The sequence below is a fragment of the Streptomyces sp. NPDC050546 genome, from assembly GCF_044457425.1.
Classification (GTDB): domain Bacteria; phylum Actinomycetota; class Actinomycetes; order Streptomycetales; family Streptomycetaceae; genus Streptomyces.
This window is the reverse complement of the sequence record NZ_JBITGX010000007.1, coordinates 160,770-174,924: the sequence shown is the minus strand read 5'-3', so window position 1 is coordinate 174,924 and position 14,155 is coordinate 160,770. Positions and strand designations below refer to the sequence as shown.

Sequence of the window (14,155 nt, the reverse complement as noted above, 5' to 3'; positions counted from 1 at the left end):
CGACGCCATATGCTGCACTGCATGACGAGTGAGCCGGAGCAGCAGCTGGGAGTGGGGACGCAGGACGCGTTCCAGCGTCTGTGGACGCCCCATCGGATGGCCTACATCCAGGGCGAGAACAAGCCGACCGGCCCAGGCTCGGGCGACGGCTGCCCCTTCTGCTCGATCCCGGCCAAGTCCGACGAGGACGGGCTGGTCGTCCGGCGCGGCGAGCAGGTCTACGCCGTGCTCAACCTCTACCCGTACAACGGCGGGCACCTGATGACCGTGCCCTACCGGCACGTCGCCGACTACACGGACCTCACGGCGGGGGAGACCGCCGAACTCGGCGAACTCACCAAGCAGGCGATGACGGCCCTGCGCACGGCCTCCGGCGCGCACGGCTTCAACATCGGCATGAACCAGGGCACGGTGGCGGGCGCGGGCATCGCGGCCCATCTGCACCAGCACATCGTGCCGCGCTGGGGCGGGGACACGAACTTCATGCCGGTGGTGGGACATACACGGGTGCTGCCGCAGCTGCTGGCGGACACCCGGAAGATGCTGGCCGAGGCCTGGCCGACGAGCTGAGTCCGGCGCGGGCCGGCACTTCCCAGCCCGTCCGGCGATTGAGGACGAGGCGGTTCAGGCCGATGGGGGTCTGGGGGCGCAGCCCCCAGGGAGCCAAGCCCCCACCGGCCCACGGCGGAACGGCTCGACCGCCGGAGGCCTACGCGTCGTACACGTCCGCCTTCTTCGGCGAAGCCTCCTGCACAGCCCCACTGAGCGCCGCCGACCTCGACCCGAACTTCTCCACATCCACCCCGTTCTCCCGCAGCACCTTCAGCGCCGCCGCATGCACCACACGCAGCACAGGCGTAGCCGCCCGCAACGCGTCGTCCGCCATGAAGCGGTGCCGCCACGGCTGGTCGGCCCACGCATGCCGCAGACCGAACGGCTCCGGGAGCGTCAGACTGCCGCCGAGCCAGTTCAGCAGCGGCGGATACCAGGTCAGCGGGGCGCGCGCGGCCAGCCGTACCACCTCGTCGGCGTCGATCAGGGGGAGCTTCACGGTGCGGGTCTCCCAGAACCGGAGAGCCTTCTGCACCGCCTTCTCCTTGGCCGCCGGCTTCTCGTTGAACAGGGGGTTCACCGGCCCCAGGGCGTGTCCGGTTACCTCGATGCGCAGGGTGTCGTGCAGCACGGTCACCGTGATCAGCATCGTGATCACCAGATGGCCGTCCCAGAGGGTCCACTGCACACCGAGGTAGTGCCGGTCGCCGCTGCCGAACTGCTGCTTGTTGCAGATGTCCTGTATCGCGTGCGTCCGGACCGTGTACGCGTCGACGTCCGTGCCGCTCGGCCGGGACACATCCGTCGCCTTCTCGCCGATCGGCGTGACGATCCAGTGTGTGATGGACGGCTTGGGGAAGCCGCCGGTGTTGATGGACGTGCGCTCCAGCATGCCCAGGCCGCCCTGGATCGCCACGATGACGTCCCAGCTGCGGAAGGGGTGGAACTCCTTGTCCGGATCGGCGGAGACCAGCTCCTCCGCCAGCTGCCAGCTGCCCCACCGCGTGCCCATGCCGAGTATGCCCTTGGGGCCGGCGTAGAAGACCGAGTTGGAACGCTGCTCGGCGCCGAGGCGGGCCAGCTCCTTGCGCACCTGCTCGGCCGCGTCGCCCGGGTTGCCCGGGACGGCTTCGGGGATCTTGGCGCCCACGCCGCCGCCCGACAGCAGGCTCGACCAGCGCTCCCGCAGGTCACGGGCGGTCCGCTCGCAGATCTGCTTGGCCCAGAACCAGCCGACGACGGGCATGATGATCGCGGCGCGCCCGTACAGGGCCCAGAATCCCGTGAACGGCATCTTGATCAGGAACAGCACGGCGAGCGCGCCCACCGCGACCAGCAGGGTCGTGGCGAGGGCGCCGGCACGCTTGTCCTCGCGCTTGGCCATCGTCGTGCGCAGCGTGAACACCAGCAGCCAGACGAGGAAGCCCGGCAGGAAGAGCACCCCGCAGATGACCGTGATCGCCGAGAGCCAGTTGTCGCGGTCGCGGCGGATGCGGTGGGCCGCCAGGCAGTGCTCCACGACGACCTGGGGTTCGATGCCGAAGGACTGGATGACGGGGGCGCGCCCGGCACCCAGCATCCGGTCGATGATGGCGCGGGAGAAGGCCTCGCCGAACCTGGGCCGGAAGATCTTCGCCCAGGGACGCGGCGGTTTCACCTTCGACTGGTGCCACTCGTTGTCGGCGTTCAGGATCTTGGTGACCTCGTCGTCCCGGTACGCCGCCGCGGCCAGCGCGTAGGTCGCCGCCGTCTGCCCAGCCGAACCCGCCAGAGGCACCTGGGCCCCTGGGCTGAAGTCGAATCCGTCTGTCACTGCCGCCCCCATCGCTGCCGCATCCGCATCTGCGGCCTTCCCGACTTCCGCGCTCCGCACACCTGTTGATCAGGTCATCAGCGTATCGGCACGCACCGACATCCGTCGGCGGGCGGCCGTCAAGCCGCCCGCCGACGCGGAGGGAAGCCCTCACGAGGGCCACTTGGTGGCGCCGGGCGCGAACTAGGAGGCCTCGCGCGCCTCTTCACGCACCCGTTCCGCCACCTGTGGCGGCATCGGCTCGTGCCGCGCGTACCGGCGGCTGAACCGCGCCGTGCCGTGCGACAGCGACCGTAGGTCGACCGAGTACCGGCCGATCTCGATCTCCGGCACCTCGGCCCGGATCACGGTGCGCCCGCCGGGTGTCTGCTCGGTGCCGAGCACCCGGCCGCGCCGCCCCGACAGGTCGCTCATCACCGCGCCCACGAAGTCGTCGCCGACCAGCACCGACACCTCGGCCACCGGCTCCAGCAGATGGATCCGCGCGTCGGACGCCGCCTCCCGCAACGCGAGCGCGCCGGCCGTCTGGAACGCGGCGTCGGAGGAGTCCACCGAGTGCGCCTTGCCGTCCAGGAGGGTCACGCGTACGTCGATGAGGGGATGACCGGCGGCGACTCCCCTCGCGGCCTGGGCCCGTACGCCCTTCTCCACCGACGGGATGAACTGCCGCGGCACCGCGCCGCCGACGACCTTGTCCACGAACTCGATGCCGGAGCCGCCGGGCAGCGGCTCGACCTCGATCTCGCAGATGGCGAACTGCCCGTGCCCGCCGGACTGCTTGACGTGCCGGCCGCGTCCGCCCGACTTGACCGCGAAGGTCTCGCGCAGGGACACCTTGTGCGGTACGACGTCGACCTGGACGCCGTACCGGCTGCGCAGCCGCTCCAGGGCCACGTCGGCGTGCGCCTCGCCCAGGCACCACAGGACCACCTGGTGGGTGTCCTGGTTCTGTTCGAGCCGCATCGTCGGGTCCTCGGCCACCAGCCGGGACAGCCCCTGCGAGAGCTTGTCCTCGTCCGGCTTGCTGTGCGCCTGGATGGCCAGTGGCAGCAGCGGGTCGGGCATCTGCCACGGCTCCATGAGCAGCGGATCTTCCTTGGCGGACAGAGTGTCGCCGGTCTCGGCGCGGCTCAGCTTGGCCACGCACGCCAGGTCGCCCGCGATGACGTGCGACACCGGGCGCTGCTGCTTGCCGAACGGCGTGGACAGGGCGCCGATCCGCTCGTCGACGTCGTGGTCCTCGTGCCCGCGGTCGGCCAGTCCGTGCCCGGAGACATGGACCGTCTGGTCGGCGCGCAGGGTGCCGGAGAACAGGCGGATCAGCGACAACCGGCCGACGTACGGGTCGGAGGAGGTCTTCACGACCTCGGCGACCAGCGGCGCGTCCGGGTCGCAGGGCCTGAGCTCGCGCGGCTTGCCGTCGATCGTGGTCACCCGCACCGTCTCGTGCTCCAGCGGTGTCGGGAAGCCGCGTGTGATCAGTTCCAGCACCTCCACCGTGCCGAGACCCTGCCGGGCGCCGTCGGACGCGGGGGCGGCGGCCAGGACGGGGAAGAAGACCCCGCGCGCGACGGCCCGCTCCAGGTCCTCGATCAGCGTCCCGACGTCGAGCTGTTCCCCGCCGAGATAGCGGTCCATGAGGGTCTCGTCCTCGCTCTCCGAGATGATCCCCTCGATCAGCCGGTTGCGGGCCTCCTCGATCAGCGGCAGCTCGTCCTCGCCGGGTTCCGACTCCTTGCGCTCGCCGGTCGAGTAGTCGAACAGCTTCTGCGACAGCAGCCCGATCAGACCGGAAACGGGCGCGTGCCCGTCGGGCGCCTGCGGGCCGTGCAGCGGCAGGTAGAGCGGCAGGACCGCGTCGGGGTCGTCAGCGCCGAAGGCCTCGGCGCAGGTCCGCGTCATCTCCTCGAAGTCGGCGCGCGCCGCCTCCAGGTGCGTGACGACGATGGCCCGGGGCATGCCCACGGCCGCGCACTCCTCCCACACCATGCGGGTCGAGCCGTCCACGCCGTCCGAGGCGGAGACGACGAAGAGGGCCGCGTCCGCCGCTCGCAGACCGGCCCTGAGCTCACCGACGAAGTCGGCGTATCCGGGAGTGTCGAGAACATTGACCTTGATGCCGTCCCACTCGACGGGCACCAGGGAGAGCTGCACCGAGCGCTGCTGCCGGTGCTCGATCTCGTCGTAGTCGGAGACGGTGCCGCCGTCCTCCACACGGCCCGCCCGGTTCACCGCCCCCGCTGTGAGCGCGAGGGCTTCCACCAACGTGGTCTTGCCCGATCCGGAGTGGCCGACCAGCACCACATTCCGTACGGACTGAGGGTGGTCGGCCGCTCGTGCCCTGCCGGCGGCCCCAGGGTGTGTCTGTCCTTTGTCGCCCATGATCCTGCCTCCCGTGCACGGTGAGGTCACTGTGGGCGCGGACACGCGGGATCCGCGTGCTCGGCGGCTCCGGCGACGCCCGCGGTTATTCGAGCTTTCCACTCCCGTCACGGCGCGTCCATACGAGGGACGCGATCGCGCCGCCCACCAGCGGCGCGCCGGATCCACCGCGGGGGTCCGGGTGCCCGCCCCTCGGCCACGCGCGCGCGTGGCTACGATGGGCCAGCCGGTGGCCAGCAGGGGCCATGCGGCGACACCGACCCTCGGGAAGGCCATGCTGAACAAGTACGCGCGTGCATTCTTCACGCGTGTCCTCACACCGTTCGCCGCGTTTCTCATCCGGCTGGGCGTCAGCCCCGACGCCGTCACGCTCATCGGCACCGCCGGTGTGGTCGCGGGCGCGCTGGTCTTCTACCCCATGGGCGAGCTCTTCTGGGGCACGGTCGTGATCACACTCTTCGTCTTCTCCGACCTCGTCGACGGAAACATGGCCCGCCAGCTCGGCCGCTCCAGCCGCTGGGGCGCCTTCCTGGACTCCACGCTCGACCGGGTGGCCGACGCCGCGATCTTCGGTGGCTTCATCCTCTGGTACGCCGGGGGCGGCGACGATCTCGTCCTGTGCGCCGTCTCGATCTTCTGCCTGGCCAGCGGCCAGGTGGTGTCGTACACCAAGGCCCGCGGGGAGTCGATCGGTCTGCCGGTCGCCGTCAACGGCCTCGTCGAGCGGGCCGAGCGGCTGGTGATCTCGCTGGTCGCGGCCGGGCTCGCGGGCCTGCACGCGTTCGGTGTGCCCGGCATCCAGTACCTGCTGCCCGTCGCCCTGTGGATCGTCGCAGTGGGCAGCCTCGTCACGCTGATCCAGCGGGTCGTCACGGTCCGCCGGGAGTCCGCCGAGGCCGAGGCGGCCGCGCGGGACAATGAGGGCGAGCAGCACAACGCCTCTCACGGGAGCGAGGCGGCCACGTGAGCGCGCAGGACCGGGTGACGGACGCCCTGTACGGCCTCGGCTGGAGCACCGTAAGGAAGCTCCCCGAGCCGGTCGCCGTACGGCTCGGACAGACGATCGCCGACCTCGCCTGGAAGCAGCGCGGCAAGGGCGTCCAGCGCCTGGAGAGCAACTACGCGCGCGTGGTGCCCGACGCCGGCCCCGAGCGGCTGGCCGAGCTCTCCCGCGCGGGCATGCGCTCCTACCTGCGCTACTGGATGGAGTCCTTCCGGCTCCCCGCCTGGAGCAAGGAGCGGATCAAGGGCGGTTTTGACCCCAAGGACATCCACTACCTGACCGAGGGCATGGCCGCCGGCAAGGGCGTCATACTCGCCCTGCCGCACCTGGGCAACTGGGACCTGGCCGGCGCCTGGGTCACCACCAAACTGGGCATCCCGTTCACGACCGTCGCCGAGCGCCTGAAGCCGGAGACGCTGTACGACCGGTTCGTCGCCTACCGCGAGAGCCTCGGTATGGAGGTCCTGCCGCACAGCGGCGGCACCGCCTTCGGCACCCTGGCCCGGCGGCTGCGCGACGGCGGTCTGGTCTGCCTGGTCGCCGACCGCGACCTCTCCGCCTCCGGTGTCGAGGTCGACTTCTTCGGCGACACCACCCGGATGCCGGCCGGACCCGCCCTGCTCGCCCAGCAGACGGGCGCCCTGCTGCTGCCCGTCACTCTCTGGTACGACGACTCGCCCGTGATGCGGGGCCGCCTCCACCCACCGGTCGAGGTGCCCGAGTCAGGCACCCGCGCCGAGAAGACGTCCGTGATGACACAGGCGCTGGCCGACGCCTTCGCCTCGGGGATCGCCGACCATCCGGAGGACTGGCACATGCTGCAGCGCCTGTGGCTCGCGGACCTCGATCCAGCGAAGGGATCCACGTGAGGATCGGCATCGTCTGCCCGTACTCCTGGGACGTACCGGGCGGCGTCCAGTTCCATATCCGGGACCTGGCCGAATACTTCATCCGCCTCGGCCACGAGGTGTCCGTCCTCGCCCCGGCGGACGACGACACCCCGCTGCCGCCGTACGTCGTCTCGGCCGGGCGCGCGGTGCCGGTGCCGTACAACGGCTCCGTGGCCCGGCTGAACTTCGGCTTCCTCTCGGCGGCCCGGGTACGCCGGTGGCTGCACGACGGCGCGTTCGACGTGATCCACATCCACGAGCCGACCTCACCCTCGCTGGGCCTGCTGACCTGCTGGGCGGCGCAGGGGCCGATCGTCGCCACGTTCCACACGTCCAACCCGCGCTCCCGCGCCATGATCGCCGCGTACTCGATCCTCCAGGCCGCCCTGGAGAAGATCAGCGCGCGGATCGCGGTGAGCGAGTACGCCCGCCGCACGCTGGTGGAGCACCTCGGCGGCGACGCGGTCGTGATCCCCAACGGCGTCGACGTCGACTTCTTCGCCGAGGCCGAGCCCAAGGCCGAGTGGCAGGGCGACACCATCGGCTTCATCGGGCGCATCGACGAGCCCCGCAAGGGCCTGCCGGTGCTCATGAAGGCCCTGCCGAAGATCCTCGCGGCGCGCCCGCAGACCCGGCTGCTGGTCGCGGGGCGCGGGGACGAGGTGGAGGCGGTGGAGACCCTCCCGGCCGAACTGCGCACCCGCGTGGAGTTCCTCGGCATGGTCAGCGACGAGGACAAGGCACGCTTCCTGCGCAGCGTCGACCTGTACGTCGCGCCCAACACCGGCGGCGAGAGCTTCGGCATCATCCTGGTCGAGGCCATGTCCGCCGGCGCCCCCGTCCTCGCCTCCGACCTGGACGCCTTCGCGCAGGTCCTGGACCGGGGCGCGGCCGGCGAACTGTTCCCGAACGAGGACGCCGACGCCCTCGCCGACGCGGCCGTCCGGCTGCTGGCGGACCCGGACCGCCTCGCGGAGCTGCGCGAGCGGGGCAGCGCCCATGTGCGGCGCTTCGACTGGTCGACCGTCGGCGCGGACATCCTGTCCGTCTACGAGACGGTGACGGCGGGCGCGGCGGCGGTGGCCGAGGACGACCGGGTGACGGGGCTGCGGGCCAGACTGGGGTTCGCCCGGGACTGAGGCCGGACGGACAGATTCCTGTCGCCGACCGGCACCGCGGCGGCCTCGTACGCCGCGGTGCCGGTCGGCGAAGCCCGCGACGGCCGAGCCGCGAAGCCCGCCACCGCCGAGCCGCAGGGCGGCTCGGCCGGGGCGGGGTGAACCGGGAGGCCGGTGCGGCCGCTAGCCTTGCCGCCCGTGACCACCACTCTCATCTGGATCGCCGTCGCCCTGGTCGCGATCGGGCTGTATCTGAGCTGGACCGCCGGCCGGCTCGACCGTCTCCACGCCCGGATCGACGCCGCCCGGGCCGCTCTGGACGCGCAGCTGCTGCGCCGGGCCTCGGTGGCGCAGGAACTGGCGACCTCGGGGGTCCTGGACCCGGCCGCCTCGATCGTGCTCTACGAGGCCGCGCACGCCGCCCGTCAGGCGGAGGAGGAACAGCGGGAGGTCGCCGAGAGCGAACTGAGCCAGGCGCTGCGGGCCGTCTTCGCGGAGGCCCAGCAGCTGGAGGCGGTGCGGGAGGCACCCGGGGGAGAGGAGGCCGCGACCGAGCTCGTACAGGCGGTGCGGCGCGTCCCCATGGCCCGCCGCTTCCACAACGACGCCGTACGCGCCGCTCGCGCGCTGCGCCGCCATCGCAAGGTCCGCTGGTTCCGCCTGGCGGGCCACGCGCCGTTCCCGATGGCCTTCGAGATGGACGACGAGCCACCGGCCGCGCTGGCCGACCGTGCGGGCTCCTGACGGCGGGACATCCCGCCGCCGCAGGGCGAAAACAATCCACCGGCTTCCCATTGGCCCTTGCTGTGGCCTGGTCCTCTCACGTTTCCTCGGTGCTGCACAAAACCCCTCTTTCCCAGCAGTGAGGTCACCCGTGTCCATCTCCGAAAACCAGGCTCCCGAGACCGGCACCGCCCGTGTGAAGCGCGGCATGGCCGAGCAGCTCAAGGGCGGCGTCATCATGGACGTCGTCACGCCGGAGCAGGCGAAGATCGCCGAGGACGCGGGCGCCGTCGCCGTCATGGCCCTGGAGCGGGTCCCGGCCGACATCCGCAAGGACGGCGGCGTGGCCCGCATGTCCGACCCGGACATGATCGAGGGGATCATCGAAGCCGTCTCCATCCCGGTCATGGCCAAGTCCCGCATCGGCCACTTCGTGGAGGCCCAGGTCCTGCAGTCCCTCGGCGTCGACTACATCGACGAGTCCGAGGTCCTCACCCCGGCCGACGAGGTCAACCACAGCGACAAGTTCGCCTTCACCACCCCCTTCGTCTGCGGCGCCACCAACCTGGGCGAGGCCCTGCGCCGCATCGCCGAGGGTGCCGCGATGATCCGCTCCAAGGGCGAGGCCGGCACCGGCAACGTCGTCGAGGCCGTCCGCCACCTGCGCCAGATCAAGAACGAGATCGCCCGCCTGCGCGGCTACGACAACAACGAGCTGTACGCCGCCGCCAAGGACCTGCGCGCCCCCTACGAGCTGGTCAAGGAGGTCTCCGAGCTGGGCAAGCTGCCGGTCGTGCTGTTCTCCGCGGGCGGTGTCGCCACCCCGGCCGACGCGGCCCTGATGCGCCAGCTCGGCGCCGAGGGCGTCTTCGTCGGCTCCGGCATCTTCAAGTCCGGCGACCCGGCCAAGCGCGCCGCCGCCATCGTGAAGGCCACCACCTTCTACGACGACCCGAAGATCGTCGCCGACGCGTCCCGCAACCTCGGCGAGGCCATGGTCGGCATCAACTGCGACACCCTCCCCGAGACCGAGCGCTACGCCAACCGCGGCTGGTAAGGCACAGGAACCCATGAGCGACACCCCCGTCATAGGCGTCCTGGCCCTCCAGGGCGACGTACGGGAGCACCTCGTCGCCCTGGCCGCGGCAGATGCCGTGGCCAGGCCGGTGCGGCGCCCCGAAGAGCTCGCCGAGGTGGACGGCCTCGTCATCCCCGGCGGCGAGTCCACCACCATCTCGAAGCTGGCCGTCCTGTTCGGCCTGATGGACCCGCTCCGCGCACGTGTGCGTGACGGCCTGCCCGTCTACGGCACCTGCGCCGGCATGATCATGCTCGCCGACAAGATCCTCGACCCGCGCTCGGGCCAGGAGACCATCGGCAGCATCGACATGATCGTGCGCCGCAACGCCTTCGGCCGGCAGAACGAGTCCTTCGAGGCGGCCGTCGACGTCGAGGGCGTCGACGGCGCCCCGGTGGAGGGCGTCTTCATCCGCGCCCCCTGGGTCGAGTCCGTCGGCGCCGCGGCCGAGGTGCTCGCCGAGCACGACGGTCATATCGTCGCGGTCCGTCAGGGCATGGCTCTGGCCACGTCGTTCCACCCGGAACTGACCGGCGACCACCGTGTGCACGGCCTGTTCGTGGACATGGTGTGCGCGAACCGTACAGCCGAGTCCTTGTAGGATTCCTGCGTTCGTTGCTGAGATGGGTTACGCGAAGGAGACAGGCAGATGTCCGGCCACTCTAAATGGGCCACGACCAAGCACAAGAAGGCCGTCATCGATGCCAAGCGTGGCAAGCTCTTCGCGAAGCTGATCAAGAACATCGAGGTCGCGGCGCGCATGGGCGGCGTCGACCTCGAAGGAAACCCGACGCTCTACGACGCCGTCCAGAAGGCGAAGAAGCAGTCGGTTCCGAACAAGAACATCGACTCCGCGATCAAGCGCGGTGGCGGTCTCGAAGCCGGCGGCGCCGACTACGAGACGATCATGTACGAGGGCTACGGCCCGAACGGCGTCGCGGTGCTCATCGAGTGCCTCACCGACAACCGCAACCGCGCCGCCTCCGACGTCCGCGTCGCGATGACCCGCAACGGCGGCAACATGGCCGACCCGGGCTCCGTGTCGTACATGTTCAGCCGCAAGGGCGTCGTCATCGTCCCCAAGGGTGAGCTGGCCGAGGACGACGTCCTGGGCGCCGTCCTGGACGCGGGCGCCGAGGAGGTCAACGACCTCGGTGAGTCCTTCGAGGTCATCAGCGAGGCCACCGACCTGGTCGCGGTCCGCACCGCCCTCCAGGAAGCCGGCATCGACTACGACTCCGCCGACTCGAGCTTCGTGCCGTCCGTCCAGGTCGAGCTGGACGAGGAAGGCGCCAAGAAGATCTTCAAGCTGATCGACGCGCTCGAGGACAGCGACGACGTGCAGAACGTCTTCGCCAACTTCGACGTCAGCGACGAGATCATGGAGAAGGTCGACGCGTAACGCCGCCGCGGGCTTCAAGGGCTGCACGGGCCGACGGGACATCCCGTCGGCCCGTCGCGTTGAACGGGAGCCGGTGCGGGCGTCGGTGCGGGGCGTTGTCGGTGGCACCCGATAGCCTGCACAAACAGGCGATCGAAATCGAAGGGGAGGGCGCGCGTGCGCGTGCTGGGGGTGGACCCGGGACTGACCCGGTGCGGTGTCGGCGTGGTCGAGGGCGTCGCCGGACGGCCGCTCACGATGGTCGGTGTCGGCGTCGTCCGGACACCGGCGGACGCCGACCTCGGCCACCGTCTCGTCGCCGTCGAGCAGGGCATCGAACAGTGGCTGGACGAGCACCGGCCGGAGTTCGTCGCCGTGGAGCGCGTCTTCAGCCAGCACAACGTCCGTACGGTGATGGGCACCGCCCAGGCCAGCGCCGTCGCCATACTGTGCGCCTCACGTCGCGGGATCCCCGTGGCGCTGCACACCCCGAGCGAGGTCAAGGCCGCCGTCACCGGCAGCGGCCGGGCCGACAAGGCCCAGGTGGGCGCGATGGTGACCCGTCTGCTCCGGCTCAGCGCACCGCCCAAGCCCGCCGACGCGGCCGACGCCCTCGCCCTCGCCATCTGCCACATCTGGCGCGCCCCCGCGCAGAACCGACTCCAGCAGGCCGTCGCCCTGCACACAGCCAAGGCACCGAAAGGCCGTACGACATGATCGCCTTCGTCAGCGGCTCGGTCGCCGCCCTCGCCCCCGATGCCGCGGTCGTGGAGGTCGGCGGCGTCGGCATGGCAGTGCAGTGCACGCCGAACACCCTGTCCACGCTCCGCGTCGGCCGGCCCGCCAAGCTGCACACCTCCCTCGTCGTACGGGAGGACTCACTGACCCTGTACGGCTTCGCGGACGACGACGAGCGGCAGACCTTCGAGCTGCTCCAGACGGCGAGCGGCGTGGGACCGAGACTCGCCCAGGCGATGCTGGCCGTCCACACCCCGGACGCTCTGCGACGGGCGGTCGCCACCGCCGACGAGAAGGCGCTCACCGCCGTTCCGGGCATCGGCAAGAAGGGCGCCCAGAAGCTGCTCCTGGAGCTGAAGGACCGGCTCGGCGCTCCGGTCGGCGCCCCGGCGGTCGGTGCGCCCGTCAGCGCCGGCTGGCGCGACCAGCTGCACGCGGCCCTGATCGGCCTCGGATACGCGACCCGGGAGGCCGACGAGGCCGTGACCGCCGTGGCTCCGCAGGCCGAGGCCGCCGAGGGCGCTCCGCAGGTCGGCCAGCTGCTGAAGGCCGCCCTCCAGACCCTGAACCGCGCCCGCTGAACCCCCACACCCCGAGGCACATCATGAACTGGGACGACACGACCGACGCCCCCGCCGCCGAGCGGCTCGTCGGCGCGGCAGCCGACGGTGAGGACCAGGCTGTCGAGGCCGCCCTGCGCCCCAAGGACCTGGACGAGTTCATCGGCCAGGAGAAGGTCCGCGAGCAGCTCGACCTCGTCCTGCGCGCCGCCCGCGCGCGTGGCGCCACCGCCGACCACGTGCTGCTCTCCGGCGCCCCCGGCCTCGGCAAGACCACCCTGTCGATGATCATCGCGGCCGAGATGGGCGCCCCCATCCGCATCACGTCGGGCCCGGCCATCCAGCACGCCGGCGACCTCGCGGCGATCCTCTCCTCCCTCCAGGAGGGCGAGGTCCTCTTCCTCGACGAGATCCACCGCATGTCCCGGCCCGCCGAGGAGATGCTGTACATGGCGATGGAGGACTTCCGCGTCGACGTCATCGTCGGCAAGGGCCCGGGAGCCACCGCCATCCCCCTGGAACTGCCCCCGTTCACGCTGGTCGGCGCCACCACGCGCGCGGGGTTGCTGCCGCCCCCGCTGCGCGACCGCTTCGGCTTCACCGCCCACATGGAGTTCTACGAACCGGCCGAACTGGAGCGGGTCATCCACCGCTCGGCCCACCTCCTGGAGCTCGAAGTCGTGCCGGAGGGCGCCGCCGAGATCGCCGGCCGCTCCCGCGGCACCCCCCGTATCGCCAACCGCCTGCTGCGCCGCGTCCGGGACTACGCCCAGGTCAAGGCCGACGGACTGATCACCAAGGACATCGCGGCGGCCGCCCTCGCCGTCTACGAGGTGGACGAGCGAGGCCTCGACCGCCTCGACCGCGGTGTGCTGGAAGCCCTTCTCAAGCTGTTCGGCGGCGGCCCCGTCGGCCTGTCCACGCTCTCTGTCGCGGTGGGGGAGGAGCGTGAGACGGTGGAAGAGGTCGCCGAGCCCTTCCTGGTACGGGAGGGCCTGCTGGCCCGCACCCCGCGCGGCCGGGTCGCCACGCCTGCCGCATGGGCGCATCTCGGCCTCACCCCGCCCAGCAGCCAAACCGGTGGAAACGGACAACAGGACCTGTTCGGGGCGTGACGGCGCCGTCACGGCTCCGGGACGGCGAGGCCAGTGGCCGCGGCAGGAACCCCGGTGCCATGCTGAGCGTTGTTCCATGCGCGCGGACTCGCTTAGACTCCGCCGATGCCGTCTTTGTCGGCGGCGTACATACCCCCAACCATCTGGCCGCTCACAGCGCGGTCGTGTGAAGGAAGTACCGACCGTGAGTCTCCTGACCCTCCTCCCGTTCATTGTGCTCATCGGGGCCATGTTCCTCATGACCCGGTCGGCCAAGAAGAAGCAGCAGCAGGCCGTGGACATGCGGAACCAGATGCAGCCCGGCAGCGGCATCCGCACCATCGGGGGCATCTACGCCACGGTCAAGGAGGTGAACGAGGACACCGTCCTGGTCGACGCCGGCCCGGGTGTCGAGCTCCTCTTCGCCAAGAACGCCATCGGTGCCGTCCTCTCCGACGACGAGTACAACCGCGTCGTCCACGGTATCGAGCACGACCTCAAGTCCGACGCCGACCTCGTCCCGGACGACGCCTCCTCCCTCACCGAGACCGACGACTCCGCCGCCGACGCAGGCGCTGACGACAAGTCCGTCGACCTCGGCAAGAAGGACGCGGCCGACGAGCCGGCCGGCGACGACGCCCAGGCCGACGACACCTCGGCCGCCGAGTCGAAGACGGACGCAGAGCCGAAGAAGACCGACGGCGGCTCCGAGGCGAAGTAGTCGTTTCCCGGGGTGGGGGGGGCCCGGGCCCCCCCCCCCCCCCCCCCCCCCCCCCCCCCGCCGCCCCCCCCCCCCGCCCGGGCCCCCCCCCCGCCCCCCCGC

14 protein-coding genes are annotated in these 14,155 nt (G+C 71.2%); 12 read left to right on the top strand and 2 right to left on the bottom strand.

Annotated features, from left to right (window positions below):
• The first annotated feature begins 9 nt into the window (after positions 1–9).
• The gene (locus ACIBK5_RS19035) at positions 10–570 is read left to right on the top strand and encodes an HIT domain-containing protein (RefSeq protein ID WP_311124712.1); all 561 of its coding nucleotides are present in this window, start codon (positions 10–12) and stop codon (positions 568–570) included.
• A gap of 139 nt (positions 571–709) precedes the next feature.
• Here ACIBK5_RS19035 and ACIBK5_RS19030 read toward each other — a convergent pair whose 3' ends face one another.
• Entirely contained in the window at positions 710–2,377 is a 1,668-nt protein-coding gene (locus tag ACIBK5_RS19030; protein WP_399021026.1) for a hypothetical protein, read from the bottom strand.
• Positions 2,378–2,548: 171 nt separating this feature from the next.
• Positions 2,549–4,747, bottom strand: coding sequence for an elongation factor G-like protein EF-G2 (locus tag ACIBK5_RS19025; RefSeq protein ID WP_399021025.1), 2,199 nt, complete (start codon positions 4,745–4,747; stop codon positions 2,549–2,551).
• A 217-nt stretch (positions 4,748–4,964) separates the two neighbouring features.
• On the opposite strand from ACIBK5_RS19025, the gene pgsA reads away from it, so the two are divergent.
• From pgsA to yajC, 11 genes are all read left to right on the top strand, one after another.
• Positions 4,965–5,714 carry a phosphatidylinositol phosphate synthase gene (gene pgsA, locus ACIBK5_RS19020; RefSeq protein ID WP_399021024.1) on the top strand — a complete coding sequence of 250 codons (750 nt, stop codon included), beginning with the start codon at positions 4,965–4,967 and terminating at the stop codon, positions 5,712–5,714.
• Positions 5,711–6,619, top strand: coding sequence for a phosphatidylinositol mannoside acyltransferase (locus ACIBK5_RS19015; RefSeq protein WP_399021023.1), 909 nt, complete (start codon positions 5,711–5,713; stop codon positions 6,617–6,619). Before pgsA ends, ACIBK5_RS19015 begins: the two co-directional genes overlap by 4 nt.
• Positions 6,616–7,779 (top strand): glycosyltransferase family 4 protein, encoded by a 1,164-nt coding sequence (locus ACIBK5_RS19010; RefSeq protein WP_399021022.1) that lies wholly within the window; start codon positions 6,616–6,618, stop codon positions 7,777–7,779. The genes ACIBK5_RS19015 and ACIBK5_RS19010 overlap by 4 nt, the downstream gene beginning before the upstream one ends.
• A 177-nt stretch (positions 7,780–7,956) precedes the next feature.
• Positions 7,957–8,502: a hypothetical protein gene (locus ACIBK5_RS19005; protein ID WP_382497642.1), complete on the top strand. Its 546-nt coding sequence runs from the start codon at positions 7,957–7,959 to the stop codon at positions 8,500–8,502.
• Positions 8,503–8,632: 130 nt separating this feature from the next.
• Positions 8,633–9,538: a pyridoxal 5'-phosphate synthase lyase subunit PdxS gene (gene pdxS / locus ACIBK5_RS19000; protein ID WP_215122607.1), complete on the top strand. Its 906-nt coding sequence runs from the start codon at positions 8,633–8,635 to the stop codon at positions 9,536–9,538.
• Between the two features lie 13 nt (positions 9,539–9,551).
• Positions 9,552–10,160 carry a pyridoxal 5'-phosphate synthase glutaminase subunit PdxT gene (gene pdxT, locus ACIBK5_RS18995; RefSeq protein ID WP_399021021.1) on the top strand — a complete coding sequence of 203 codons (609 nt, stop codon included), beginning with the start codon at positions 9,552–9,554 and terminating at the stop codon, positions 10,158–10,160.
• A gap of 48 nt (positions 10,161–10,208) precedes the next feature.
• Entirely contained in the window at positions 10,209–10,961 is a 753-nt protein-coding gene (locus ACIBK5_RS18990) for a YebC/PmpR family DNA-binding transcriptional regulator (protein WP_193480225.1), read from the top strand.
• A gap of 156 nt (positions 10,962–11,117) precedes the next feature.
• Complete coding sequence (gene ruvC / locus ACIBK5_RS18985; protein ID WP_399021020.1) at positions 11,118–11,657, top strand: crossover junction endodeoxyribonuclease RuvC; 540 nt, start codon at positions 11,118–11,120, stop codon at positions 11,655–11,657.
• Positions 11,654–12,259, top strand: coding sequence for a Holliday junction branch migration protein RuvA (gene ruvA, locus ACIBK5_RS18980; protein ID WP_399021019.1), 606 nt, complete (start codon positions 11,654–11,656; stop codon positions 12,257–12,259). The genes ruvC and ruvA overlap by 4 nt, the downstream gene beginning before the upstream one ends.
• 23 nt (positions 12,260–12,282) lie before the next feature.
• Positions 12,283–13,353, top strand: coding sequence for a Holliday junction branch migration DNA helicase RuvB (ruvB, locus tag ACIBK5_RS18975; protein ID WP_399021018.1), 1,071 nt, complete (start codon positions 12,283–12,285; stop codon positions 13,351–13,353).
• Between the two features lie 184 nt (positions 13,354–13,537).
• Positions 13,538–14,053 carry a preprotein translocase subunit YajC gene (gene yajC, locus ACIBK5_RS18970; protein ID WP_399021017.1) on the top strand — a complete coding sequence of 172 codons (516 nt, stop codon included), beginning with the start codon at positions 13,538–13,540 and terminating at the stop codon, positions 14,051–14,053.
• Positions 14,054–14,155: the final 102 nt, after the last annotated feature.

Excerpts from the sequence above, each read along its gene's own strand:
- ACIBK5_RS19025 (WP_399021025.1), bottom strand. The coding sequence starts at position 4,747 with ATGGGCGACAAAGGACAGACACACCCTGGGGCCGCCGGCAGGGCACGA.
- ACIBK5_RS19030 (WP_399021026.1), bottom strand. The coding sequence starts at position 2,377 with ATGGGGGCGGCAGTGACAGACGGATTCGACTTCAGCCCAGGGGCCCAG.
- pgsA (WP_399021024.1), top strand. The coding sequence starts at position 4,965 with ATGGGCCAGCCGGTGGCCAGCAGGGGCCATGCGGCGACACCGACCCTC.
- ACIBK5_RS19035 (WP_311124712.1), top strand. The coding sequence starts at position 10 with ATGCTGCACTGCATGACGAGTGAGCCGGAGCAGCAGCTGGGAGTGGGG.
- ruvA (WP_399021019.1), top strand. The coding sequence starts at position 11,654 with ATGATCGCCTTCGTCAGCGGCTCGGTCGCCGCCCTCGCCCCCGATGCC.
- pdxT (WP_399021021.1), top strand. The coding sequence starts at position 9,552 with ATGAGCGACACCCCCGTCATAGGCGTCCTGGCCCTCCAGGGCGACGTA.
- ACIBK5_RS18990 (WP_193480225.1), top strand. The coding sequence starts at position 10,209 with ATGTCCGGCCACTCTAAATGGGCCACGACCAAGCACAAGAAGGCCGTC.
- ruvB (WP_399021018.1), top strand. The coding sequence starts at position 12,283 with ATGAACTGGGACGACACGACCGACGCCCCCGCCGCCGAGCGGCTCGTC.